The sequence below is a fragment of the Agrobacterium tumefaciens genome (assembly GCF_005221385.1).
Lineage (GTDB): Bacteria > Pseudomonadota > Alphaproteobacteria > Rhizobiales > Rhizobiaceae > Agrobacterium > Agrobacterium tomkonis.
In genome coordinates, this window is sequence record NZ_CP039903.1 from 375,449 (window position 1) to 400,605 (window position 25,157).

General features: G+C 59.0%; 24 protein-coding genes. 17 read left to right on the forward strand and 7 right to left on the reverse strand.

The window, feature by feature from the left end; all coding sequences use genetic code 11:
* The first annotated feature begins 295 nt into the window (after nt 1–295).
* Entirely contained in the window at nt 296–1,915 is a 1,620-nt protein-coding gene (locus tag CFBP6623_RS01875) for a response regulator (protein WP_046800700.1), read from the forward strand.
* A gap of 140 nt (nt 1,916–2,055) precedes the next feature.
* The gene (locus CFBP6623_RS01880; RefSeq protein ID WP_046800701.1) at nt 2,056–3,408 is read left to right on the forward strand and encodes a putative bifunctional diguanylate cyclase/phosphodiesterase; all 1,353 of its coding nucleotides are present in this window, start codon (nt 2,056–2,058) and stop codon (nt 3,406–3,408) included.
* Nucleotides 3,409–3,633: 225 nt separating this feature from the next.
* Here the strand turns inward: CFBP6623_RS01880 and CFBP6623_RS01885 are convergent, their stop codons facing one another.
* From CFBP6623_RS01885 to CFBP6623_RS01900, 4 genes are read right to left on the reverse strand one after another with little or no spacing between them, the layout of a single operon-like run.
* Nucleotides 3,634–4,521 (reverse strand): SMP-30/gluconolactonase/LRE family protein, encoded by an 888-nt coding sequence (locus CFBP6623_RS01885; protein ID WP_046800702.1) that lies wholly within the window; start codon nt 4,519–4,521, stop codon nt 3,634–3,636.
* A gap of 4 nt (nt 4,522–4,525) precedes the next feature.
* Nucleotides 4,526–5,155 (reverse strand): 2-dehydro-3-deoxy-6-phosphogalactonate aldolase, encoded by a 630-nt coding sequence (locus tag CFBP6623_RS01890; protein WP_046800703.1) that lies wholly within the window; start codon nt 5,153–5,155, stop codon nt 4,526–4,528.
* Between the two features lie 14 nt (nt 5,156–5,169).
* Nucleotides 5,170–6,084 (reverse strand): 2-dehydro-3-deoxygalactonokinase, encoded by a 915-nt coding sequence (locus tag CFBP6623_RS01895; RefSeq protein WP_046800704.1) that lies wholly within the window; start codon nt 6,082–6,084, stop codon nt 5,170–5,172.
* A complete protein-coding gene (locus CFBP6623_RS01900; RefSeq protein WP_080842265.1) occupies nt 6,084–6,866 on the reverse strand; it encodes an SDR family NAD(P)-dependent oxidoreductase in 783 nt (260 codons plus the stop codon). The genes CFBP6623_RS01895 and CFBP6623_RS01900 overlap by 1 nt, the downstream gene beginning before the upstream one ends.
* 70 nt (nt 6,867–6,936) lie before the next feature.
* Here CFBP6623_RS01900 and CFBP6623_RS01905 point away from each other — a divergent pair, with 70 nt between their 5' ends.
* From CFBP6623_RS01905 to CFBP6623_RS01960, 12 genes are all read left to right on the forward strand, one after another.
* Nucleotides 6,937–7,806: an IclR family transcriptional regulator gene (locus tag CFBP6623_RS01905; protein ID WP_046800705.1), complete on the forward strand. Its 870-nt coding sequence runs from the start codon at nt 6,937–6,939 to the stop codon at nt 7,804–7,806.
* A gap of 208 nt (nt 7,807–8,014) precedes the next feature.
* A complete protein-coding gene (locus CFBP6623_RS01910; RefSeq protein ID WP_046800706.1) occupies nt 8,015–8,755 on the forward strand; it encodes a helix-turn-helix transcriptional regulator in 741 nt (246 codons plus the stop codon).
* Nucleotides 8,756–8,833: 78 nt separating this feature from the next.
* Nucleotides 8,834–10,057: a CmpA/NrtA family ABC transporter substrate-binding protein gene (locus CFBP6623_RS01915; protein WP_080842263.1), complete on the forward strand. Its 1,224-nt coding sequence runs from the start codon at nt 8,834–8,836 to the stop codon at nt 10,055–10,057.
* Nucleotides 10,058–10,186: 129 nt separating this feature from the next.
* A complete protein-coding gene (locus CFBP6623_RS01920; RefSeq protein ID WP_046800708.1) occupies nt 10,187–11,314 on the forward strand; it encodes an Mrp/NBP35 family ATP-binding protein in 1,128 nt (375 codons plus the stop codon).
* Nucleotides 11,315–11,652: 338 nt separating this feature from the next.
* Nucleotides 11,653–12,630: a magnesium transporter CorA family protein gene (locus CFBP6623_RS01925; protein WP_046800709.1), complete on the forward strand. Its 978-nt coding sequence runs from the start codon at nt 11,653–11,655 to the stop codon at nt 12,628–12,630.
* 15 nt (nt 12,631–12,645) lie between these two features.
* Complete coding sequence (locus CFBP6623_RS01930) at nt 12,646–14,565, forward strand: potassium transporter Kup (RefSeq protein WP_046800710.1); 1,920 nt, start codon at nt 12,646–12,648, stop codon at nt 14,563–14,565.
* A 366-nt stretch (nt 14,566–14,931) separates the two neighbouring features.
* Entirely contained in the window at nt 14,932–16,095 is a 1,164-nt protein-coding gene (locus CFBP6623_RS01935) for a cell wall hydrolase (RefSeq protein WP_046800711.1), read from the forward strand.
* Between the two features lie 270 nt (nt 16,096–16,365).
* The gene (locus CFBP6623_RS01940) at nt 16,366–16,731 is read left to right on the forward strand and encodes an AtpZ/AtpI family protein (RefSeq protein WP_046800712.1); all 366 of its coding nucleotides are present in this window, start codon (nt 16,366–16,368) and stop codon (nt 16,729–16,731) included.
* A 61-nt stretch (nt 16,732–16,792) separates the two neighbouring features.
* Complete coding sequence (locus tag CFBP6623_RS01945; RefSeq protein ID WP_006309767.1) at nt 16,793–17,542, forward strand: F0F1 ATP synthase subunit A; 750 nt, start codon at nt 16,793–16,795, stop codon at nt 17,540–17,542.
* Between the two features lie 72 nt (nt 17,543–17,614).
* Nucleotides 17,615–17,842 (forward strand): F0F1 ATP synthase subunit C, encoded by a 228-nt coding sequence (locus CFBP6623_RS01950; RefSeq protein WP_003494147.1) that lies wholly within the window; start codon nt 17,615–17,617, stop codon nt 17,840–17,842.
* A gap of 81 nt (nt 17,843–17,923) precedes the next feature.
* Nucleotides 17,924–18,562 (forward strand): F0F1 ATP synthase subunit B, encoded by a 639-nt coding sequence (locus tag CFBP6623_RS01955; protein WP_046800713.1) that lies wholly within the window; start codon nt 17,924–17,926, stop codon nt 18,560–18,562.
* A gap of 1 nt (nt 18,563) precedes the next feature.
* Nucleotides 18,564–19,049: a F0F1 ATP synthase subunit B gene (locus CFBP6623_RS01960; RefSeq protein WP_046800714.1), complete on the forward strand. Its 486-nt coding sequence runs from the start codon at nt 18,564–18,566 to the stop codon at nt 19,047–19,049.
* A 209-nt stretch (nt 19,050–19,258) separates the two neighbouring features.
* Here CFBP6623_RS01960 and CFBP6623_RS01965 read toward each other — a convergent pair whose 3' ends face one another.
* On the reverse strand, nt 19,259–19,795 hold the full coding sequence (locus CFBP6623_RS01965; RefSeq protein ID WP_046800715.1) for a TetR/AcrR family transcriptional regulator: 537 nt from the start codon (nt 19,793–19,795) through the stop codon (nt 19,259–19,261).
* A 165-nt stretch (nt 19,796–19,960) separates the two neighbouring features.
* Here CFBP6623_RS01965 and CFBP6623_RS01970 point away from each other — a divergent pair, with 165 nt between their 5' ends.
* A complete protein-coding gene (locus CFBP6623_RS01970) occupies nt 19,961–20,869 on the forward strand; it encodes an SDR family NAD(P)-dependent oxidoreductase (RefSeq protein WP_046800716.1) in 909 nt (302 codons plus the stop codon).
* Between the two features lie 174 nt (nt 20,870–21,043).
* On the opposite strand, the gene CFBP6623_RS01975 is transcribed toward CFBP6623_RS01970, so the two are convergent.
* Together CFBP6623_RS01975 and CFBP6623_RS01980 are read right to left on the reverse strand one after the other, a co-directional pair.
* Nucleotides 21,044–21,697 (reverse strand): ribonuclease HII, encoded by a 654-nt coding sequence (locus tag CFBP6623_RS01975; protein WP_046800717.1) that lies wholly within the window; start codon nt 21,695–21,697, stop codon nt 21,044–21,046.
* A gap of 452 nt (nt 21,698–22,149) precedes the next feature.
* Nucleotides 22,150–23,307 carry a PA0069 family radical SAM protein gene (locus CFBP6623_RS01980; RefSeq protein ID WP_167379162.1) on the reverse strand — a complete coding sequence of 386 codons (1,158 nt, stop codon included), beginning with the start codon at nt 23,305–23,307 and terminating at the stop codon, nt 22,150–22,152.
* A 285-nt stretch (nt 23,308–23,592) separates the two neighbouring features.
* Between CFBP6623_RS01980 and CFBP6623_RS01985 the strand changes: the two genes are divergently transcribed.
* Nucleotides 23,593–24,111 (forward strand): glycosyltransferase family 2 protein, encoded by a 519-nt coding sequence (locus CFBP6623_RS01985; RefSeq protein WP_046800752.1) that lies wholly within the window; start codon nt 23,593–23,595, stop codon nt 24,109–24,111.
* A 160-nt stretch (nt 24,112–24,271) separates the two neighbouring features.
* Nucleotides 24,272–25,132, forward strand: a complete 861-nt coding sequence (locus CFBP6623_RS01990) for a glycoside hydrolase family 75 protein (protein WP_080842261.1) — start codon at nt 24,272–24,274, stop codon at nt 25,130–25,132.
* Nucleotides 25,133–25,157: the final 25 nt, after the last annotated feature.

Genomic DNA, 25,157 nt, shown 5'->3' on the forward strand with positions numbered 1-25,157 from the left:
GGGTTAAGCGTTAATCCGCTTTTAATCGGCCTTGATTATGGTGGGGCGGCTTGAAATGACCGCAGGCAAGAGGCCCCCGTTCCGGGTGGTGTGTGACGTCGATTATGGGTGAACGTCATCTTCTCCTCAAGACTGCTTCAAGTGGCGAACCCTGATGTCTCTTTTTCGGAATTTGTCGTTTCATCCCGGCATCTGCCCTGAACGATTCCAATAGAAACATAAGCCTGACCCATTAACAGGCGGGAGTTTGCAGTTGAGTGATTTGGCGTCCTCTGGCGCGGGCGTTCATACGGTGATGCTTGATGCCCTTTGCGACGCGCTTGGCGCGGCGATCGTCGTTTACGACCGTAACGATCACATTATTTTCGCAAGCCGGAAACTGTTGAATTTTTTCCCGCTGGAAGAGGCCGTTGTCGGCCCCGGTGCGCGGCTGCGCGACTATCTGAGCGCGCTTTACGATTGTTATCTGCTGGAGACGGAAAATCTCGCCGCCAATGCCCGCCAGCTCGGGCGGGACGAATGGATCGGCGAGCGGCTGGCGCTGCACTGGAAGGAAAGATCGGAAAAGACCGAACGGCTGAAGGGCGAGCGCTTTCTGCGTTTCGTCATGAACCGCCTGCCTTCCGGGCTCGGCATCAGTGTCGTCGCCGATATTTCCGAACAGAAGAAAAGGGAAGAACAGTGGCGCATCGACCTTGAGCGGGTGCAGCTGATCGAGGACATCCTCGACAATCTGCCATTCCCCGTTTTGGTCAAGGACCGCAACATGGCCTATGCGGCCGTGAACAAATCCGCCTGCACCATGGTTGAAACCAGCGCGGAGAGCATTCTCGGCAAGACGGTTTTCGATCTGCATTCACGCAAGGTCGCCGCGCAGATCGATGCGGCTGACCGCGCGGTAATGGACAGCGGCACGCCGAGCCTCATTCCCGAAAGAGTGAGACGCATAAACGGCGAGGAAGTGCTGACGATTACCCGCAAGCAGCGCGTGGGTCGCCCGGGGCGGCATTTTCTGGTGACGACGATGGAGGATGTCACCGCGCTTGCCACCATCGATGCGAGCGGCAGGCCCGTCATCCCCTCGCTCGAACATGTCGCTTTCGTCGCCTCCACCTATGGAAAGGACGAGGGGGACGCACCGGCTAAAGACCTGCTGAAAAGCAAGGCGGTGCTGGTCGTCTCCGAAAGCGGGCGTTTTGCCGAAGCCGCCGGCCGCCGGTTGACCGCGGGCGGCATGGACCATGCGGCGGTGACGAGCGAGGAAGAACAGCAGGCATTCATCGATATCGCTATCTCCGCCGGCGTGGGCATTGATGTCGTCGTCGTCGATGCCCAGATGAGCGTCACATGTCTCGATATAGCCGCTGCGCATGACCTGCCAGTCGTCACCATCGAGGAAGAGGAAATCGACGCATCCCTGCTGCATCACGTCGCCCTCGGTCTCAAATCGTCTCCTAACGAGAAATCGCCGGAGGAAGACTGGGAAATCATGACCGAAGACCTGCCCAGGATCCTCAAGACGGATGGTGTCTGCGAGATACTTCTCGTCGAGGACAACCGGGTCAACCAGATCGTCTTTTCGCAGATACTCGAAGGTCTCGGGCTTTCCTGGCGGCTCGCCGCCTCGGGCGAGGAAGCCTTGCAGCTTTTTGCGGAGCAGGCGCCTTCCGTCGTCCTGCTCGACACGACACTCGCCGATATCGACGGTTTCGAGGTCGCCCGCCGCATGCGTGAACTGGCGGGGGACCAGAACATTCCCATCGTCGGGGTCATCACCCACGCCTTCGAGGGCGATCTCGACAAATGCCTGGCGTCCGGAATGAACGACATGCTGCTGAAACCCGTCAGCCCTGACATGGTCGAGGCGGTTTTCCTGCGTGTTTTCGGCGCGGATGCGATGCGGCTGCAGGCCTGAACGCCCACCGACCCGGCCGTTTTTCCCGAGCGGCAGACTTTCCGAAAATGCCGCCGCATTTTTGGTTCGCAGCTCTATGGTTTTTTTAATACTTGCCCTGCATTGTGAGCGCGTTCACACAGGATTAACGAGATGCAGGAATGAAACGGGCAGAACCGCAATCGTTGCAGGTCAGCCAGAACGAGCTGCAGGCGATGGCTTACAGCGACCCTCTGACGGGGCTCGGCAACCGTTACCGTCTGCGGGACAAGATCCGCATGCTCGCAAGCGAACGCTCCAGCGACCCCGCGCCCTTCACGGTCGGCATCGCCAATATAGACGGCTTCAAACCCATCAATGATCTTTTCGGTGTTCAGGCGGGGGATGAAATCCTGTGTCAGGTCGCGCACCGCCTGAAGGCCTGCATTCCCGATGGCGCGGTCGTGACGCGCCATGATGGCGACGAATTCGCCTTCGTGCTGCCGCTCGTGTTCGAACGCACCGGCGCGGAGCGCATCGGCAACATGATCAAGGACGTGCTCTCGGCCCCTTACGATCTCGGTGATCGTAACGTTCGGCTTTCCTCCTCCTTCGGTTTTGCCATCTATCCCTTTGCCGGCGATGATTTCGAGGACCTGCTCAAAAGCGCCGAGACGGCGCTTTATCGCTCCAAGCGGCGCGGACGTGGCCAGATAACGGTCTATTCGCGTGAGATCGCGCAGGAAATGAAGCGCGCCACCCAGCTGGAACAGGCCTTGCGAAACGCCATCATCACCGATGCGATCGATGTGCATTTCCAGCCCATCGTCCGGCTGGAAGAGGCCAAGGTCATCGGCTTCGAGGCGCTGGCCCGCTGGAACGACCCCGATCTCGGCTTTGTTTCGCCCGCCGTCTTCGTGCCGCTTGCCGAAGAACGGGGTTTTATCGACGCGCTGTCGGAAGCACTGCTGCGAAAGGCGGCGGAAGCCGCCCTGTTCTGGCCGCGTGAGCTGTTTTTGTCCTTCAACCTGTCTTCCGCGCAATTGATGGACCCGAGCACGGCAGACAACATTCTTTCGATCCTTGCCCGCGTTGGTCTCGATCCGCACCGCCTGGAGCTTGAAATCACCGAAACGGCTGTCATGACGTCAGCCGATACCGCGCAACGCATCATCAGCGAATTGCAGAGTGCCGGCGTTCGCATTTCGCTTGATGATTTCGGCACCGGCCAGTCCAGCCTCGGCCGCCTGCGTGATTTCACCTTCGACAAGGTGAAGATCGACCGCGCCTTCGTTTCCCGCATCAGCAGCGACCGCCCCTCGGAACACATCATCAAGGCCATCGTCGCCATGTGTGACGGACTTGATCTTGAAGTGGTGGCCGAAGGGATCGAGGAGCGGGTGGAAGAGGAAAAGCTGCGCGCGCTCGGCTGCGCCATGGGGCAGGGCTATTTCTACGGCCGCCCCGCCGATGCCGCCGCGACCCAGCGGTATCTGCATGAGAATTATCGCGAGATATTGTCGGATATTTCCTGAAAACCGGGTGACCATAGGTCGGAGTCGAACTCACCAGCCCTCATTCCTGTGCTTGTCACAGGAATCCAGCCGACGCGCGTCTGCGCGGCGAAACGACTCCTTCCAGCCCAAGGACTTGGGCTGACTGGATTCCTGTGACAAGCACAGGAATGAGGGAGGTCGTTTCGGGAACAACCCTTGCCAGAAGGCGCTCCGCGTTTTGTTGCGGGCGGCCTACGCCGCGCTTCACAACCGGTAAAGCGGCTCGTACCGACCCTTCACCTCAACCCCCAGCTCGAACGTCAACCCATGCTGCGGATTGGCGGCAATGGCGTCATCATCGAGATGTTCGCGCGCCGAGGTGACGAGAAGGCGCGACGCGTCGGGTCCGATGAAGGCCGGGCAGGTTGTCTGTCCCGCCGGCACCTCATATCGGGCGATGTGATTGCCGTCCGTATCGTAGTGATCGACCGCGCCAATACCCCAGCGGGCATTCCAGATATGCCCTTCGGCATCGCAGACCGACCCGTCAATGCCGCCTTCGACGCCAGCGGAATCGATGAATACCTCTGCCTTGCCAGTGGGAAGGCCGGTCTCCGCGTCGAGCGACACCCGCATCAGCTTGTTCACCTTGGTATCGACGTAATATCCCGTCGCGCCATCGGGGGAGAAGCAGATCGAATTGGGGATGCTGACTTCGGCAAACAGTTTCGTCACGGTTCCCCGGGCGACGTGATAGATGCTGCCGGCGCCTGTCTCCGCCTTCCGGCCCATGGTGCCGATCCAGAGCGCGCCGGAGGGGTGCATGCGCCCGTCATTGGAGCGGTTGCCCGGCAAGTCCTTTTCCAGTTCCGCATGCAATGTCAGCACGCCGGTCGCCGTGTCGCGCAGGAAAAGTCCGTCATCGGAGGCGATCAATTGCTTGTGGTCGCTGATCTTGGCCAGTGCGCTGCCCATGAAAGGCAGGGCGTATACCGTCTTGCGGCCGGAAGCGAAATGCAACTCGTGCAACTCGCGCTCGATGATGTTGAACCACCAGGCGGTGCCTGTCGCAGGGTCGAAGGTCGGGCCTTCGCCAAGCATCATCGGCGTTTCGTCAAGCACATGTCCGGCAAATGGAAAAACAGTCGCCAAGCTCTTATCCTCCGATGGCTGCGTCATAGGCCGAAAGTGTGACGGTAGCACGCTCGCGCACCTCGGCCGCCGTCATACCCGGCTTGTAGAGGCTGGTTCCAAGCCCGAAAGCGGTAATGCCGGCCGAGGTATATTCGGCGAAATTCCTGTCCGAGACGCCACCGACTGCGGCAATGATGAGGTCCTTCGGCAGGATCGTCCTGATAGCATTTATGCCGGCCGGGCCGATGATGCTGGCGGGAAAGAATTTCAGCCCCGTCGCACCAGCCTTTGCAGCCACCAGCGCTTCGGTAGGCGTGAGAACGCCGGGCATCGTTACCATGCCCTTGACGCGCGCGGCGATGATCACCTCGGCATCGGCATTGGGGCTTACCATCAGCTTGCCGCCGGCGGCATCCAGTGCCTCCACGTCTTCTACGCTCAGCACCGTGCCGGCACCGATCAGGCAATCGGCAGGCGCCATCTTCGCGGCAATTTCGATCGAGCGGAACGGATCGGGCGAATTAAGCGGGATTTCGATGGCACGGAAGCCGGTTTCGATCAGTGCACCGACGACGCCTTCGGTTTCCTCGGGTTTCAGACCACGCAGGATGGCGATCAGCGGATATTTCATGGCAGGGAAGGGGATACGCATGGTGGGTCTTTCTTTTATGACCAGATGGTATTGGCGGCGGCCAGCAATCCGCGCCGCACGGCCTCGTCTGCATCGATGACCGTATATTGGATATCAAGGGCCGTGAAGGCGCCTTCGTAAAGCGCACCGAGCGCGCCGGAGCCGATCAGCACGACCGGTGTGTCCCGCCGTGCATTGGCATGCGCGCCGGCAATTTCCAGCCCGATCATGATGCCGGAAAGCTTGGCCTTGGCGTCGGTCGCGGTGAGGCCATGCAGCAATTGCCCCGAGCGCAGGGTAAACAGCCGGTTGGTCGCCAATTGGGGATTGGCGTAGATGTCGCGCACGGCGGCCCTGAAGGCCTCGTGTTCGCCGGTAAAAGCGTCCGCTTCGGCCACCGCATGGGAAAGGATCGTCTGCTTGGAGATGACCTCGAACAGTTCGCCGGTCATGAAGGTGGCAAAGCCGGTCACGTCACCGCCCTTGACCGTCACCCATTTGGAATGTGTGCCCGGCATGCAGACCAGCTTTTCGCCGGCATCAGTGGAGGCGAGCGCACCGAGCAATTGCGTTTCTTCACCGCGCATCACGTCGGGCGCATTTTTATCCCGCTGCGCCAGCCCCGGCAGAATGCGGACATCCCGCGCCTGACCTGGTACCCGAACCGCGCCGTCGAGAACCGCTGAAAGCGCTGCCGGCACGTCGATATAACCGGCCTCAACCCAGCCCTGCCGCGCACCCGCCATGCCGCAGACGAGAACCGGCAGATTGTCAGGTGCGCCGATGGCATCAAGATGCGATTGCAGCACCTCGGCAAAACCGGTGCGCGCGGCGGTCGTCATGCCTTCCGCGCTTCTGCGCTCAGCCAGCACCGCGCCAGAACGGCTCAGAAGCCAGAGCCGGAAACTGGTCGTGCCCCAGTCGACGGCGATAAAAGCGGGTTCGGACATTATAGGAGGCCTCCGTCTACGATTATGGATTGCGCCGTGATGGCGCTTGATGCTGAGGATGCGAGAAACAGGCTCGGCCCGGCGAGATCGGCGGCGATGAGCGTGCGCTTGAGACATTGCCGCGCCGTGGTGGCAGCGATGCCCTCGTCCGTCAGCCACAGTTCTTTCTGCCGCTCCGTGACGATCATGCCTGGCAGGAGCGTGTTGACGCGGATATTCTCCGGTCCCAGCCTGCCGGCAAGGCTCTTCGTCAGTCCGATAATGCCGGCCTTGGCCGCCGCATAGGAGGGCAGTTCGCCCATGTTCAGCAGAAATGAGATGGATGAAAAATTGACGATGGATGCATTCTTCGCCTGTCTGAGATAGGGCAGCGCGGCTTGAACGGTGAAGAACATCTGCTTGAGATTGACGGCCTGATTGGCGTCCCAATAGGCTTCCGTCACGGTGTCTATGTTGTGGCGGTCATCCCACGCGGCATTGTTGACCAGCACCTTGATGCCGCCGGTGGCGGAGGCCGCCGCATCCACCGTCCGCCCGATGGCGGGAATGTCGCTCAAGTCTGTCTTGAAAAAATGCACCGGATGGGGAGCCACTCCTGCGAGCCGCTGGACAAGGGCGGCGCTCGGCTCCTCGGCGATGTCGATGAAGGCGACCTTCGCCCCCTGCATTGCGAAGGCTTCCACCAGCGATGCCCCGATGCCGGAGCCGCCACCGGTAATGAGCACGCCCGCATCCTTGAGGTCGGGAAATTGGGCTTGCATCATCGACATCGTCTCATCCATGAGGGCTTGATTGTTCCAATATATGGAACTAGATTTTATTAAATGGAATTATTCTCTTGGCGTCACACTTATGTCAAGGCAGATGACGGTGGATGTTGCCATGCCCGATAATAAAACGCCCAATGCTCAACAGCATGACCCCGTTCCCGGTCGCGCAGGAAAACCGCAAAGTGAGACCGGCACGCTGGGAAAGGCGGTCTCACTTCTGGAACTTATCGCCTTTGCGGAAAAACCGATGCGCTTTACCGATGTGGTCGAGGCTTGCGGCCAGCCGCGCGGCACGGTCCACCGCCAGCTCGCCCACCTCCTTGCCGAAGGCCTGATCGACCATGCCCCCGACCAGACCTATGCTGTCGGCCTGAGGTTGTTGCAATTTGCGGCGAAAGCCTGGAGCGGCAATGATCTGCGCAGTGTCGCTGCCCCGCATCTGGCGGCGTTGCAGGAAATGACGCAGGAATCTGTACATCTGGCCGTTCTAAACGGTGGGCAAGTCACCTATCTCGACAAGATCGAGGGCAGGCACACCATGCGCATGCATTCGCAGGTCGGCAAGACCTCGCCGGCCTATTGCACGGGTGTTGGCAAGGCGGCGCTGTCCCTGCTGCCTGCTGATGCGCTGGCACACCTGGCTGCCGGGCTGGAGTTCCAACGCTTTACGGAAAACACGATCGTAACGCCGGAAGCGCTGATAAGGGATGTGTCGGCCATTCGCGTGCAAGGTTACGGTTTCGACCTTCAGGAACACGAGATCGGCATTCATTGCGCCGCTGCGCCGGTCCACGCGCCGGGACGCAATTTCCATGCGGCGATTTCCGTCACCGGCCCCGCCTATCGGGTGGATGTGGAACAGCTTTACAAATGGGCGCCGCTGGTGCGCGAAACCGCTGATAAAATTTCAGCGGAGCTTGCCTGCCGACTGTCGCCGGTTGCGGATGGTTGAGGAAAAACAGGCGCTGCCCCGTCGATTTTCGCGACCGGGGAGACGGGTTTGACGTCGAATTGCGCGAGTTAAATCTTATTTTCGACTATTCTGAATTAAGTTTTCAACTTTTGTTTGCATGAATCATTTTGGTGAGTAACATCCCCGGCAATTTCCGGGCAAAGGTGGCCTTTGCGGCGGTATTTCTCATTCTCGAAGAACAGCTTTCATGCAGAAAACAGAGACGGCCGCCGTTCAGGCGATTGGTGTTGATTGCGTTCGCGAGATCGCCGGTCTGAACACGCAATTCGACATATTCCGGTTCTTGAAACGGTTGACGGAGGCCTGGGAGTTCAGGGCTTTTATGGTGCTTGACCTGTCATCCGAAATGGCGAGCGAGCTGTCGCAATATACCATCATCACCAGCTGGCCGGCCGAGCTTCTGCAGCGTTACGACGAGGAGGGCATGCTGCAGAACAGCAAGGTGATGGCGCAGTTGAAAAAGTCGACGGTGCCCTTTTCCGTCTCCGCGGATTTCCTGGCCGGAGGCAACGAACAGATCGCCAAAAAAAACGTGATCGGCCTGTTCGAGCGATTTGAGATGATCAACTCCGTATGGTTTCCCGTTCACGACATCACCACAACCAGGGGCGCGGTGTCGTTCTCCGGCAACAAGACGATTTTGCCGGCAAGCCGGCTGGCGGAACTGTTTTACATTTCAAGCCATGTGTTTGCCCGGCTATCGGAAATCCGTCGTCTCGATCTCCGGGTTCCCGAAACATTGAGCGAGCGGGAGATCGATTGTCTGAACTGGACGGCGGCCGGCAAGACCAGCGCTGAAATCGCTGAAATCATGGTGTTGTCGGAACATACGATCAATCATTACCTCAACCGCGCGACGAAAAAACTCGACACGGTCAACCGCACCCAGGCCGTGGCCAAGGCGCTGCGGGTCGGTTTGATAAAATAGCGAAATCGTAATTTTATCATTGTGATAAAGCCTTTCCTAGGCGATCCTTCTTTCGAATCACCGGAAAGGAGAAATCGTTTGCCGGAGCGGCATAGGGTAAAAGCGGGATTTTCTCCGACTGTCGATTGCGCCGTGCTGATAGTCGCTGCCGAAAAAGGCTTTGCTGCCGATGAAGGCATAGAACTGCAACTCGTCCGAAAACAATCCGCACGCGCTGTTTTAACGGCGCTTGCCGAGGATGAGGTTCGCATCGCCCATCTGCCCGCTCCGGTGCCGGTCGGTTCCGCAGTCGGCCTCGATGAGCTGCCGGCCGATATTATCGGCGTTTTCACACTTTCCCTGGGCGGATCGGCAACCACTGTTTCGCACGCATTTTACGACGAGCTTTACCGTGAAGGTCTGAAGCTTCCGGACCCTGCGGCCTTCGGGCGAGCCATGGCCCGCGTCTGCGCGGCGCGCCGCGCGGCAGGTAAAAACCCGCCGGTCTTTGCGGTCGAGGATATCGTTTCCACGCCGTTTTATATGTTGCGTTATCTGCTCGGAAGCTGCGGTGTGCTGCTCGGCCGGGACATGGAAATTGTCGAGGCCCTGCCGAAAGCCATGCCCGGCCTGCTGGAAAACGGCAAGGTCGATGCGCTCTGTGCCGCCGAACCGGCGGGCAGCGCCGTGGTGCTGGGCGGCGCCGGGCGGATCGTCACCACCGGGGCGCTGATCTGGCAAAATGCGCCGGAAAAGATACTGTCTGTGAAGCGGCAGTGGGCTGAGGAGAACGCCACGCTGCTGGAAGGGCTGTTGCGCGCGCTCTACCGCGCCGGCGAATGGTGCGCCAATTCTGCCAATATCGAGGAACTGACGGGCATCCTCGCCGCCCCTCATTATATGGACGAGAACGGCGAATTCCTGCTGCCGGCGCTGACGGGCTATATCTCCACCTCGCAGAGGGATATGCGGCGTTATCCGGAGTTTTTCGTGACCAGCGCCAAGGCCGCAAATTTTCCGTGGCAGAGCCAGGCGCTTTGGTTCTTCAGCCAGATGTTGCGTTGGGGCGAGGTTCCCGCCGAATGTCGATTCGACGCGGCCGTGGTGGAGGCCGCGCGCAACGGCTATCGGCCGGATATTTTCCGTAAGGCGATGAAGCCGCTTTTCGTGCCGGTGCCGGGCGCCAACCTGAAACTCGAAGGCACGCTCAGGGAACCGGTGCATGTCGGCGCGTCGCGCACGGGCCTCGTCCTCGGCCCGGACTGTTTTTTCGACGGCCGGGTCTTTGACCCGGAAACGCTCGATATGGACGACGAAATCTGAAATGGCAGTGTCGAATCGCCGCTAATCTCTCCTGTTTGCGCTTTGGCATTGGCGAAGCGCTCCCGCTTGTCTATGGATGGCGCGGAAGAGTGCCCATATCCGGCCGGACCACGTATACGGAGTAAGACAATGGCAGACGTCAGCAAGAACCAGGTGGAAAAGGCTCTGGAAGCCGTCATCTATCCCGGCAGCGGCAAAAGCATCGTGGCGCTCGGTATGGTCTCGGAAATCTTCATCGCCGACGCGAAGGCCTATTTTTCGATTACCGTTCCCTCCGACAAGGCCGCCGAGATGGAGCCGCTGCGGCTTGCCGCTGAAAAGGCGGCCAGCGGCGTTGCGGGCATTGCCGGCGCCGTGGTCGCGCTGACGGCGGATCGCAAGCCCGGCCAGCAGCAACAGCCGCCGCGCCCCGCCGCAGCAACCGGCCGCCCGGCTGCACAGCCGCGCTCCTCCAAGGTGGGCGTGCCGGGTGTCGGCGCCATCATCGCCGTCGCCTCGGGCAAGGGTGGGGTCGGCAAGTCCACGACCGCTGTCAATCTGGCGCTCGGTCTTCAGGCGCTCGGCCTCAGGGTCGGCATGCTCGATGCCGATATTTACGGCCCTTCGCTTCCCAAACTCCTGAAGATTTCCGGCCGCCCGCAGCAGCAGGAAGACCGCATCATCCTTCCCATGGAAAATTACGGGCTGAAGGTCATGTCCATGGGCTTTCTGGTGGATGAGGAAGCGGCAATGATCTGGCGCGGGCCGATGGTGCAGTCCGCCCTGATGCAGATGCTGCGCGAAGTTGCCTGGGGCGAACTCGACGTGCTGGTGCTGGACATGCCGCCCGGCACGGGTGACGCGCAGCTGACCATCGCCCAGCAGGTGCCGCTTGCCGGCGCCGTCATCGTCTCCACGCCGCAGGATCTGGCGCTGATCGATGCGCGCAAGGGCATCACCATGTTCCGCAAGGTGGAAGTGCCGTTGCTCGGCGTCATCGAGAATATGAGCTATTTTATCGCGCCGGATACCGGTGCGCGTTACGATATCTTCGGCCATGGCGGGGCAAAGGCCGAAGCCGAGCGGATCGGCGTGCCGTTCCTCGGCGAAGTGCCGCTCACCATTTCCATCCGCGAAATGTCGGATGCCGGCACTCCGGTTGTTGCCGCCGAGCCGGATGGACCGCAGGCAGAGATCTATCGCGATATCGCCGAAAAAGTCTGGGCGCGCATCGGTGCAGGCGAGAGAAAGGCCGCGCCGAAGATCGTTTTCGAATAATGCAACGGCTTCCGGCATAAACCGAAAAGGCGTCTGTCGGTATTAAATAATCTTTTTAAAACAGAAGATTGATCGCCAGTATCAGGCAATATTTCTGGATGTGAATATCGAGAAATGCTTCGCCTGCAATGCTGTCGAGAAAAAATATTGCTTGATTGCATCTCGCTTTGGGCGCATACGCCTGCGCCGTTTGGCTCTTGGTCCATCGGGCTGGCGAGATATGAAATCCCGCTCGTTCCGGCGTGCCCTGAAGTGTCGTCCAAAGGTTTGCCGACCGCAAACAGGATATGTTAAGCAGCATTGCGGCTGAAGCTTGCGATGTGGACCGGAGAAGCGGATTGATAAAAGCCTATCGCGCCAATTGCGAGGCAATCAGCCTGTCGCCAGACGACGGCTCCGGACAGATTCCCGACGACATCGTCTGGATCGACATCGTCAATCCCGACAGGGCGGAAGAGCAGCATGTCGAAAAACTGCTGGGGCTCGATCTGCCCACCCGTGAGGATTTGAAGGATATCGAGCCCTCCAGCCGCCTGTATATGGAAGACGGCAACGTCTTTATGACTGCCTCTCTGGTGTGGAAGGCGGAATCGGACGATCCGCGCCTCACGGATGTCGCTTTCATTCTTGCCGGCAAACGCCTTGTGACGATCCGCTATGCCGAGCCGAAATCCTTCCACCTCTTCATCGCCGCCATCACCCGCGTGCCGCACGAAATGCGCAGCGGCACGGCCCTGCTTTTGAAGCTGCTGGAAACCATCGTCGACCGCACGGCGGAAATTCTCGAAAATTCGGTCGCCGGCATCGACAATCTCGCCGCCGACATTCTCGGCAGCCAGGCACGCTCCAAACGCAAGGCGCCGCGTTATCTCGAAGACCGTCTGACCAACATCGCCGCCTATCACCGGCTGATCTCAAAGGTCCGCGTCAGCCTCGCATCGCTGGCGCGCCTGCAGACCTTCCTGTCCACCAGCGATCAGGCTCGCGGAGACAAGGAAGCGCGGGAACAGGGCAAGTCGATCGGCCGCGATATCCAGTCGCTGAACGAACATGCCGCCTTCGTTTCCGGCAATCTGACATTTCTGCTGGATGCCTCTCTCGGCATCATCAATATCGAACAGAACGGCATCATCAAGATTTTCTCCATCGCTTCGGTGGTGTTCCTGCCGCCAACGCTGGTGGCCTCGGTTTATGGAATGAACTTTCAGCTCATGCCGGAGTTGAACTGGACATTTGGTTATCCACTCGCGCTCGTCATCATGCTGATGTCCGCAATCATTCCGTTTCTCTTTTTTCGTTGGAAGGGCTGGCTCTAAGGAGCCAGGATCATCATGTCTCAAATCGTCGACAAGGACGTTGCCGAGAAACCGGATGCGGATGACAAGCATCAGAACAAGGGGCTTTACGCCGCCATCCTTGGTTCGATCGGCGTTGTTTACGGCGATATCGGCACCAGCCCGCTTTATGCCTTCCGCGAAGCACTGCGGCCGATCGCCTATGATGGCGTGACGCGGGAGGAGGTCATCGGCCTCACATCGCTGATGATCTGGGCTTTGACGATCATCGTGACGTTCAAATACATCACGCTGCTGCTGCGCGCCGACAATGACGGCGAGGGCGGCACGCTCTCGCTGCTGGCGCTGCTAATGAAGACGGCGGGTACCCACCGCGGCGTGCTCATCGTGCTCGGCCTCATCGGCGCGGCGCTGTTTCTGGGTGATGCGATGATCACGCCGGCGCTGTCGGTGCTGTCGGCGGTGGAGGGCCTGAAACTCGTCACGCCCGCTATGGACGACTTCATTATTCCGATATCCGTCTGCATTCTCATCGGTCTTTTCGCCATCCAGTCGCATGGCACGGGAACGGTGGCGAAATTCTTCGGGCCGATCACGGCGGTCTGGTTCCTCGTGATGGGTCTCGCCGGCCTCATTCATATCGCGGATGATTTCGGCATTCTCTTTGCCTTCAATCCGTGGCACGCGGTGGAGTTTCTGGCCAATGAAGGCTTTTACGGTATCGTCGTGCTCGGCGCGGTGTTCCTGACGATCACCGGTGCCGAAGCGCTTTATGCCGATCTCGGCCATTTTGGCCGCCGCCCCATCCAGTGGGCATGGTTCTGTCTGGTGTTCCCGGCGCTGACGCTGAATTATCTCGGGCAGGGCGCGCTGGTGCTCAAAGACCCGGCGGCGATGTCCAATCCGTTTTACCTGATGTTCCCGCAATGGGCGATCCTGCCTGCCGTCATTCTCGCCACCGCCGCCACCATCATCGCCAGCCAGGCGGTGATAACAGGCGCGTTTTCGCTGGTGCGTCAGGCCATCCATCTCGGCTACCTGCCGCGCATGGAAATCCTCTTCACCTCGGAAACCAATACCGGGCAGATCTACCTGCCGGCCGTCAACACCATCCTGCTGTTCGGCGTCGTCGCTCTGGTGCTCACCTTCAAGAGTTCCGATGCGCTGGCCACCGCCTACGGTATTTCCGTCACGGGCGCGATGGTCGTAACCAGCTTGATGTTCTTTGAGTTCGTGCGCAAACGCTGGCAGTGGTCGGTCTGGCTGGCGCTTGCCGTGCTGGCGCCGCTTCTGCTGCTGGAGCTGATCTTCCTCGGTGCGAACCTGCTGAAGATTCACGACGGCGGCTACGTGCCGGTTCTGCTGGCGATCGCCTTCACCATCATCATGACCACCTGGCAGCGCGGCTCGCGAATCCTCTTTGCCAAGACCCGCCGCAGCGACGTGCCGCTGAAGGCTTTCGTCGCCTCGGTGGAAAAGGAAAGCGCCCATGCGCCGGTGCGTGTGCCCGGCACTGCGATTTTCCTGACTGGCGATCCGGAGGCAGCACCAGCGGCCCTGCTGCATAATCTCAAACACAACCACGTCCTGCATGACAAGAACGTCATCCTGACAATCCGCACCGAGGACCAGCCGCGCGTCCGCCCGGAGAACAGGTACACGCTGACGAAACTCAGTGACCGTTTCGCGGTGGTGGAACTGCATTTCGGCTTCATGGAAACCCAGAATGTCACCCAGGCGCTGGGTTACCTGAGGCGCACCGGCTACAAGTTCGACATCATGTCGACCTCATTTTACCTGGGTCGCCGCAAGCTGGTGCCGGATCCGAAATCGGGCATGCCAGGCTGGCAGAACCGTCTGTTCATCGCCCTTGCCGAAACCGCGGCCGATCCGTCGGACTATTTCCGCCTTCCGGCCAACCGTGTGGTGGAACTGGGTTCTCACGTCGTCGTGTGACGACGTGAGCATGCCCCATGTAGCTGGGCGGCCTCCTTCTTTCCGTCATACCGGCCTTGAGCCGGCATCCAGCCAGCCCAAGTCCTTGGGCTGAAAGGATTCTTTACGCCACGCCGACGCGTGTCGGCTGCATTCCGGCTCAAGGCCGGAATGACGGATGTGGAGATGCCCTGCGGGGACAGTTATGATCGGCAAATGCGAACTCGACTCCACGCCACGCGCTTTAGAAGATGCTTACACATTAACGTGAAGCCGCGTTCCCTCGCGGCGTTAACCAAGCATCAAGGTTAATAAGAGATTCTTCAACACCTGTAGCAAATATGGTTGTCGGTGTTCGGAGTGCTGGTTTTGCGTTCGAAAAGTGTAATGCGTCGTCGGTCCTCCGCGTCCCTTCAGGCATGGACCTCCAGATGGGCCTCGCCCGTCGTCTTCGGCCTTGCCGCCTGGCTCGTCTTTCCTTCCCTCGCTGCGCGTGCAGATCTGGCCTCGCTCTTGGCCGGGTTGGACAATGGCGGCGAGCAATGGCGCATGGTGCTGACTGCCTCTCCGGCGGGTTCGGTGCACAATGCCTCGCTCACTTTTAATGATGCGGCAGGCGAGGCGGCGCTGCATGGCAGCGGCATGACCCTGCCGAATGGCAGCAAGGTCGCCTTCGTCACCAACAAGAAGGGCGAGGCGACGACGCCGGATAGCGAGCGTGTCAACCGCGCCGCCAAGAAAGGCCGCATCGTCGCCACCGAAATCATGCAGCCGCCAAAGGCCTTCACCGCCGGCTCCGTCCTTCAACGCACCAGCATGCTGGATATCGAGCCGCTGAAGCGCAAGGACCGCACGGCCTTCGTGAAGCCCAAACGCGGCAAGGATGTTGAACTCGCCTCTTTCTATTTCCGCCGCGATGAAAAGAAGGTGGACAAGAGCGTGTCGCCGATGTTGGCGGAACTCATCACCAACCGTACCCCTGACATTCTCGCCACGGCCTACGCGCCGGCCGCCCCCGATTTTGCCCGCGAATCGCCCTTCGACGCCATTCTCAAAAAGCCCGATGCCGGCCGTTTCGTGCCGCAGATCAGCCCGGAAGACCACGCCTGGGCGGCGACCCCGCTGCCGGCCGAGGTGTTTTCCGCAGCTGAACAGCAGTGCCTGGCATCCGGCATCTATTTCGAGGCGCGCGGAGAATCGGTCAAGGGACAGGCGGCGGTGGCGCAGGTCATCCTCAACCGTGTGCGTAACCCTACCTATCCGAAAACCATCTGCGGTGTGGTCTATCAGAACAAGGACTGGCGCAACCGCTGCCAGTTTTCCTTCGCCTGCGACAATATAAAGGACCGCGTGAATTCCGAACGCCATTGGAAAATGGCGCGCGAAGTGGCCATGGCCACCACCGCCGGCAAGATCTGGCTGAACGAAGTGGGCTCCGCCACTCATTATCATGCCGTTTATGTTCGCCCGGCCTGGGGCAAGTCCATGAAAAAGGTCGGTCGGATCGGTCTGCACGTGTTTTACCGTACCTATGGTGGCGGCTGGAGCTGATACCACCGCCAATTTGTCGCATTTTGCGTGTCAAAAATGCCGATTCCCTCGCGAAACATCGCCGCCAAACAGTGATTTGGCATCAAGCTATTGTTTTTCAATGATTAATTTGTGCTGAAACAAGCGCCCTCAGTGCCTTGACTAGAGAAGCCCCTAAAACTATGTTGCGCGCGACTTCAGAGCGGGCTGGAACAGGCTTAATCCGTCACCGTTTACAACTCCAAAGGGTTCTGGCATGGCTGGAACGGAGAAAATGGGTGGGATTTTAAGATGACTGGCAACCGTGACGATAGTCTGGACGAGCGTCGCAAACGCCTTGCTGATGAGTTGGCAAAGGTGAAAGCGGAGGATGAGGCGGAAGTGAGGGCGGAGACCAACGCTGCGGAAACCCGGAAGGGTTTTGCGATGGCGGTGAAGCTCTCATCGGAGTTCATTTCGGCCATCGTGGTCGGCGCTATGCTGGGTTATCTTCTGGATTATTTTGTCGGCACGACGCCGTGGGGGATGATCGTTCTTCTTCTTCTCGGTTTCTGCGCAGGCGTATTGAATGTGTTGCGCTCGACGGGCGCGGTGGCCAAGCCGCCGTTGCTGGAGAAGGCGGACAAGCGAGACGAGGGTGGAAAAGGCGGCGTTTAAGCTGCTTTTTCTTGGCAGTTGAGATGCCGCGATGCGCGGCGACAGGTAAAGAGGGCAGCCGGTGGCAAACGATCCGACCCATCAGTTCTTGGTGCAGCCGATCATTCCGATCGAAATTGGCGGCGTCGATTTTTCCTTCACCAATGCGTCGCTTTTCATGGTTGCGACCGTGGCCGCCGCTTCCGGTTTCCTTTATTTCGCAACGTCGAACCGCGGTCTGATCCCGACCCGCATGCAGTCCGTTGCTGAAATGTCCTATGAATTCATCGCCTCCATGCTGCGCGAAGGCGCCGGCAAAAAGGGCATGGTGTTCTTCCCCTTCGTCTTTTCGCTGTTCATGTTCGTGCTGACGGCAAACCTTCTCGGCATGTTCCCGTATTTCTTCACGGTCACCAGCCAGATCATCGTTACCTTCGCGCTCGCCTGCCTCGTCATCGGCACGGTCATCGTTTACGGTTTCTACAAGCACGGCCTGCATTTCTTCGGTATCTTTGCCCCCTCGGGTGTGCCGAAGGCGCTTTTGCCGCTTGTCGCGTCGATTGAAATGATCTCGTTCCTGTCGCGTCCGATCAGCCTTTCCGTTCGTCTCTTCGCGAACATGCTGGCCGGCCACATCACGCTCAAGGTTTTCGCGGGCTTCGTCGCCTCCATGGGTGCGCTCGGCGCGCTTGGCGTCGGCGGCGCTGTCCTGCCTCTCATCATGACGGTCGCAATGACCGCTCTCGAATTTCTCGTTGCCTTCCTGCAGGCTTATGTGTTCGCGGTACTGACTTGCATGTACCTGAACGACGCCGTGCATGGTGGTCACTGAGAAGTAAAGTCGCTGGCCCCGGTAACGGGTGTCAAGAATAGCCGCAACAACCAATATCTCAAGGAGTCTCACATGGAAGCGGAAGCAGCAAAGTACATCGGCGCAGGTCTCGCATGCCTCGGCATGGCTGGTACGTCCCTCGCACTCGGCCGTATCTTCGGTGATTACCTGTCCGGCGCACTGCGCAACCCCTCTGCTGCCGACAGCCAGTTCGGCCGTCTGGTATTCGGCTTCGCCGTTACGGAAGCTCTGGGCATCTTCTCGCTGCTCGTTGCTCTCCTTCTCCTGTTCGCTGTCTGATAACGGCATCAGGTCTGGATCACGGCTCGCGCTGATGGCGTGCCGTGATCCTTCGCATTTGCAGTCCCCCTGGAGGTGAGCATGTTCGTGACCGAGGCTTATGCCCAGTCAGCACCGACCGTAGGTGAAACGCATACGGAAACTCCGGCTGTCGGCCAGCCGCAACCGGAAGCCACGCACACGGAAACCGGTGTAGCGCATGGTTCCGAAGGTGCTTCCGGCGTATTCCCGCCGTTCGACCAGTCTACTTATGCATCGCAGGTCCTTTGGCTGGCGATCACGTTCGGCCTTTTCTATCTGCTGATGCAGAAGGTCATCGTTCCGCGCGTCGGCGGCATTCTCGAAAACCGTCATGGACGCATCGCACAGGATCTCGACGAAGCGGCACGGCTGAAAACCGAAGCCGACGCAGCCGTCGAAACCTATGAAAAAGAACTCGCGGCAGCCCGCGCCAAGGCAAGCTCGATCGGCTCCGCGGCACGTGACGCCGCCAAGGCCAAGGCCGATGCCGACCGCGCCGCTATCGAGGCAGGACTTGCTGAAAAGCTTGCTGCCGCCGAAAAGCGCATTGCGGGCATCAGGGACCAGGCTTTCGCCGATGTCGGCGCCATTGCCGAGGAAACCGCGACCGCGATCGTCGACCAGCTGGTTGGCGCCAAGGTCAAGGATACCGACGTCAAGGCTGCCATTGCCGCCGCTTCGAACGTGAAGGGAGCCTGACATGGCATTTGATGCATCATTTTTCGCTCTTGTCGGTCTCGTCCTTTTCTTCGTCCTGATCGCCTATCTCAAGGTTCCGGGCATGCTCTCCAAGTCTCTGGACGAGCGCGCCCAGAACATTCAGGACGAGCTGGCCGAAGCCAAGCGCCTGCGTGAAGAGGCCCAGCACCTGCTGGCCGAATATCAGCGTAAGCGTAAGGAAGCAGAAGCCGAAGCCGCCGGCATTGTTGCCGCCGCTGAGCGCGAAGCCGCTGCCCTGACGGAAGAAGCCAAGCAGAAGACGGAAGAATTCGTCGCTCGCCGCACGGCCCTTTCGGAACAGAAGATCAAGCAGGCCGAAGAAGACGCCATCGGCGCCGTCCGCGCCGCCGCCGTTGATATCGCCATTGCCGCTTCCGAGAAGCTCATTGCCGAAAAGACGACTGCCGCCGCAAAGGCCAAGCTTTTCTCCGCCACGATCGGCGAAGTGAAGTCGAAGCTGAACTAAGTTCATCATCGGACTATCAAAAACCCCTCCGGCGTGAGCCGTGAGGGGTTTTTTGTTTGAGGTGGTGAAGCCGCTTCGAGACATGACATTGTCTGTTCATCGGGAATGCGGCAATTTTCCGAGGGGTATTCTTCGACCGCAGCGGCTGGGTTGGGTTCGATTGCGCTTCCGCTTTTCGCCAAGAAGGGGACATTCGGACAAACGGCGGACTAGATGAAGCGGTCGATGAGCAGTTTGATCCGCGCGCGGAGTGTGGGTACATCCGGCTCGTCGCCAATCTGGCCATCCAAGGCGAAAAGGAAGACCTCCGCCGATGTCGCGTCACCTATCAGCGCCTCGAAGCTTTCCAAGGCGACCATGCGATGGAGGGCGTCAATTTCGGGATCGAGGCGTTCGCAAACCGCGTAGAACTCCCCAGCCATAGGTGCGCCGATCATGTCGGCCCACGGCTCTATCATCATAATCCGGCAGACTTCGAACAGACGCTCCCGGGGTGTCCCCACACCCTCTACTGCCTGGCGTGCGGCAGGGTGCCGGGATATTAGCCAGTGCCGGAACACGGCGGTGTAGATGTCTTCTTTGTCGGTGAACGTTTTGTAAAGCAGTGTCCGCGAGATGTTGGCGCGCTTTGCGATGTCATCGAGTGAGGTTTTCGCATAGCCGAAATTCAGGAAGCACCAACGTGCCGCCAACAGGATGTTGTCGCGGCGCTGTGCCGCTTCTTCGGGGGTGATCTTCGATGCCATAACGTCTCGTGACAAAATTTGTGTTTTTTGTCAATCAAGCCGAGTAACGAGCTTGCGTTGTTTAAGTTATCAATCTATTTTGACAAAAAATACAAAAAACGTCATAATGTTAATTCGTACAGGTCGCGAATGGCGATAACTCAATTGAAATGAAGGCTATCAATCATGACCTCGAAATGGACACCTGCGGAAATCCCATCGCAGAAAGGCAAAAGAATTATTGTGACTGGCGCAAACAGCGGTATCGGTTGGTACACTGCCCTGGAACTGGCACGTGCCGGCAGCCAGGTCACTATTGCCTCCCGCAGTGCTGACAAAGGCGAAGATGCTGCTGGTCGTATCAGGGTGATTTTACCGCATGCGGACATTCGTACAGGAATCTTAAATCTGTCTGATCCCGCGTCCGTGACGGCGTTTGCCAACACTTGGCTCGCCGATGGGGATGCGCTGGATATGCTGATTAATAATGCGGGTGTAATGGGTTTGCCGAAGCGGGAGATGAGCGTTGATGGCTATGAACTTCAGGTCGCAACTAACGTGTTGGGGCCCTATAGACTGACTGGCCTGCTCCTACCTTCCCTATTGCAGGCATCCGACCCCCGCGTGGTTACAGTCGCTTCGAACACGCACAAGATGTTCAAGCCCGGTCCGATCACCGACTTTGAGGCCAAGGCAAAATATGCTCCGATGCAGGTCTATGCCAGAACCAAGCTCGCTAACATCTTGTTTGCCCGTGAACTGCAGAAACGTGCTGGCAGCCGCCTGCTTTCCACAATAGCCCATCCGGGCGGCGCCCGGACGAATCTTTTCGCCGCCACGACTCTAAGTACGAAGATCGCAGGCATTCTCACCTATCCATTGCTGCAAGATGCAGCGCATGGCGCCTGGCCGACCCTAATGGCTGCAACGCTGCCGAATGCTCGCCCCGGCGGCTACTATGGCCCAAGTGCACTGTTTGAGTTACGTGGAAGTCCCAAGGAAACGACGACGGCACCTTACGCCGATGATCCGGCCGCAGCACGAGAGCTGTTCAATGATCTGGAGCGTATTACTGGCTTCCGCTACGATCTCTGAAAGAACTTGCGATATCCCCAGTGCGGTCATCTAGTCTGCATGCTCGCCGAAAGTGTCAACCGGCGAGCTTTCCCCATGCAGTCTTGGCGTTGCGCTATCACGGGGCGTCATCCGCAAGGTATTGGAGCGCCATGGGGCTAAAAATCGTCCGATTACGACGAGTGGACGACGCAATCAATCCCGCTTCAGGGGCCGGAAACTCATCCTGTGCAGCGGGCAGGGGCCGTGGCTTTCGATGGCGCGAAGATGGGCCGGTGTGCCGTAACCGGCATGGCCTTCGAAGCCATAGGACGAATGCACTGCACCGGCGCGTTCCATCATCCGGTCGCGGGTCACCTTGGCGACGATCGAGGCGGCGGCGATGGAGAGGGAGCGGGAATCGCCCTTGATGACGGCTTTGGCTTCGCAGGTGATGCCGGGCGGCCTGTCGCGACCGTCGGCGAGCACAAGGGCGGGGCAGGTTTCGAGGCCGAGCACGGCGCGGCGCATGGCGTCGAGGCTGGCGCGCAGGATATTCATGCTGTCGATCAGGCCGGGGCCGGAGGACGCAACCGATACGATCGATGTTTCCATGATCTGTACGAAGAGGCTTTCCCGCTTCAGCCTCGTCAACTTCTTGGAATCGTCCATACCCTTGGGAATATTGTCCGGATCGAGAATGACGGCTGCCGCAACGACTGGGCCGGCAAGCGGCCCGCGGCCTGCTTCATCCGTGCCTGCCACGGGCCAGAGACCATTCTTTTTTGCCTCAAGCTCGAAGGAAAAATCCGGGCCGGTATCGGCAAGATCGAAGAGGGCAGGAGAATCGGGTGGTGTACGGCGTTTCATGCGGCGAAACTTGCACACACACCCGATCTCCTGCAAGCCCCCGGAGGCGGGCGATGACAGGCAGGGTGAGCCGGGTCGAGGGGGGCGTGGCTCACTATGCCCTTGAGGTCATCATGACCTTCTATCCTCCAGCGGGGCGGCGGAGGAAAAGCGATCGCACGCGAGGCGGCGGTTCCGGGGGGCGATGACCGGCGGACCAGGGAAAACCCGCCGGGCATTTCGTCGAGAGCAACGAGACGAGGTGGTTGCTCCTTATCGTTTTGGATTCAATCTATTTTCGGCTTGCCGAGCCTCAAATTATTGACGACCTATCCTTCAAACTCGACGTCATCCTCGGGCTCGACCCGAGGATCCACAACCCGTCGAACGATGGATCCCCGGGTCGAGCCCGAGGATGAGGTTGAGTGTATTTCGGACATTCATCACCCCAAGCCACTTCCTGCCTTTGCTTCTCAAAGCAGCGACAATTGCACCCCCGCACCGCCCGGCGGCACGAAGAGATCGTCGCGCAGATGAATGCCGCGGCGGATGAGGCCAAGCCGCTTCGTCGCCATCTCGAAACGCCTGCCGATCTGCCAGGCGTAAGGACCGGCGCCCTTCATGCGTTTTCCGAACTCCGCATCATAATCCTTGCCGTCGCGCATGGAGCGCACCAGTGACATGACGTGACGGTAGCGGTCCGGATAGTTGCGCAGCAGCCAGTCGCGGAAGAGCGGGCTCACCTCCAGCGGCAGGCGCAGCAGCACGTAAGACGCTTCGGTCGCACCGGCTGCCTTGCCGGCTTCCAGAATCCGTTCGATTTCATGATCGTTGAGTGCCGGGATGACAGGCGCCATCATCACGGCAACCGGAATACCCGCCTCCGTCAGCGCCTTGACCGCTTCCAGACGCTTCTCCGGCGTGGCGGCGCGTGGCTCCATGTTGCGCGAGAGCTTGCGATCCAGCGTCGTCACGGAAATGCCGACCTTGGCGAGACCCTTTTTGGCCATGGGCGCCAGAATGGCGATATCCCGCTTGATCAGCGCCGATTTGGTGACGATGGCGACGGGATGGTCGGCCTTGGCCAGCACTTCCAGTATCTGCCGCATGATGCGCCATTCACGCTCGATTGGCTGATAAGGGTCGGTATTGGTGCCGATGGCGATCACCCGCGGCTTGTAACCCGGTTTTGCCAGCTCGCGTTCCAGAAGCTTCGCCGCATCCGGCTTGGCAAACAGCTTCGATTCGAAATCCAGCCCGGCCGAAAGACCCATATAGCTGTGCGTAGGTCTTGCGAAACAATAGATGCATCCATGTTCGCAGCCGCGATAGGGGTTGATGGAGCGGTCGAACGGGATATCGGGCGATTCGTTGCGGGTGATGATGCTGCGCGGCTTTTCCACCTGCACCTCGGTGCGGAATTCCGGCATGTCTTCGAGCGTCTGCCAGCCATCGTCGAAAACCTCGCGCTGCAGGGCCTCGAAGCGTCCGTCCGGATTGATCCCGGCGCCACGGCCGCGACGACGGTCGATCTCGATCCGTAGGCCCGATGCATCGGCCAGCGCGTTGGCAATATCTGGCATATGGCTCGGCTGGAAGGCAGCCTGCCCCGAAAGCGTATGGTTTCTCATCTGGATGCTCCCGAGCGCCGCGCGCCTGAAGGCCCGCCAAACACCCTAAACCGTTTCCGTTCAAACAGGCTTTCATCACCTCTTCGATGATTAAATTCCTAACGCAAAAATGAGAACAATACAAGAACAAAAAGCGCAGAACTGATCTTTGTCCACATCCATGCAGGGAAAGGTTGGGGGAGTGATTTCGCCGCGAAGCGGGGTGCCGATCCGCACTGCGAATGGCAGATTTTACCGTGAAGGGCATAGTGGCAATTTATTGTGCGATGCGTTAGAGCTATGCATATGTTGACAGTCATAATGGAATGCCGGGATCAGGAACCGGAGCTGGCGCATACCTTGTCTGCGCTTGTAACCGGTGCCGTGGAAGGGCTTGTAAGCGATGTGGTGATCCTCGATCACGGCTCGCGCGATGGATCGTCGCGTGTCGCCGATGCCGCCGGCTGCCGCTTTTATGGGCAATGGGACATTGAAGATGTCATGCGCTCTGCACGCGGACAGTGGATATTGCTGGTGGAGCCAGGTGCGCGGCCGCAAAGCGGCTGGATTGAGGAAATATTGGAATATGTGACGATATGTGCGGAGCCGGCGCGGTTTTCGCCCTCCCGTTACCACAAGCGTCCATTCTTCAGCCGAATCATTCGCCGTCCGCCGCCGCTGGAATATGGTTACCTGATGCCGAAGAAACATGCGGTGGCGATTGCGAAATCCGGCATGGGCCTGACGCAGTTCGTCCATGCGCAAAAGCCGCGCCGCCTGAATGCGGAGCTGCTTCCCGCCTGGACCGCCCGGCCGTCGGGCTAGCCCGTAATCCTGAAGCTGCTTGAAGACTAATTTTGAAAAATTGAAGATTTAAGCGGGCTGAAATGCCGGGGAGACACCCGATTCTGTCCCTGAATAAGACTGGACTCGACTTCTGCATGAATAAATGCAACCTATACATGTTTTGTAGGGGGAGGGTTGCATGTCATACGGATTTTTCAGGTCGAATTCTTCCAGGATGCACGCTGTCTTTTGCGCTGCCACACTATTGGCGCTGCCAACGACAGCCTTGTCTCAGGCCATGTGTGGAACGGGAGGTGTCGTTTTTTCCACAAAGGAACTCAAGGTCGATGCCGATGGGGCGCCCAACTCTTATCTCGTGAATGGGGAGGGGCTGTCTTATACCTGCGACGGCATGACGGCCGTGGGTTCAACACCCGATACGGATCCCAAGGGATGGCAAAAAAAGTGCCAGAATGCCTGGAAGAAAGCCGTTGCCACGGGTGATTATTCGAAGGTCAGAATTTTCGGCTTTTCGAAGGATGAGAACAATAAGCCGATAATTCAAAAAGCTGGCGATCCCTTGCCCGGCAAGGCTTTTATCACCGAAACGACTGTTTCGGTTCCGGATGGACCGGCAGGAACACAGAGGCACTGGGTCGATGCCACCGAAATTCCCTATGTTGTTTTGTCCAGCAGCTTCGTGAGGAAATATGGCGTGAAGGACGGCGATATCGCCGTGGTCTATCGCCCGGCGACCAAGCGCTTCGCGTACGGGGTTTATGGTGACGGCGGCAAACTCGGTGAGGCCTCCGTGCGCTTCCACCAGGATATCGGCAACAATCCGCTGGTGAACAAGGGTGGCGTTCTGAGAGCGAAATCGGGCATTGCCGACGAACGCAAAAATAAAGATCCGATCCCGGTTATTACGGTGGTGTTTCCCGGAAAGACGTCCCATCCGACCGTTGATGCTAAAAAATGGCGGGCTGAAATTGCGGCAATGGGAAAAACGCATTTCGACAATTGGGGCGGTCTTCAGAAATTGATCGAATGCGCCCGTTAGTTTGAGCCGGCCCTGTCGTCACGAA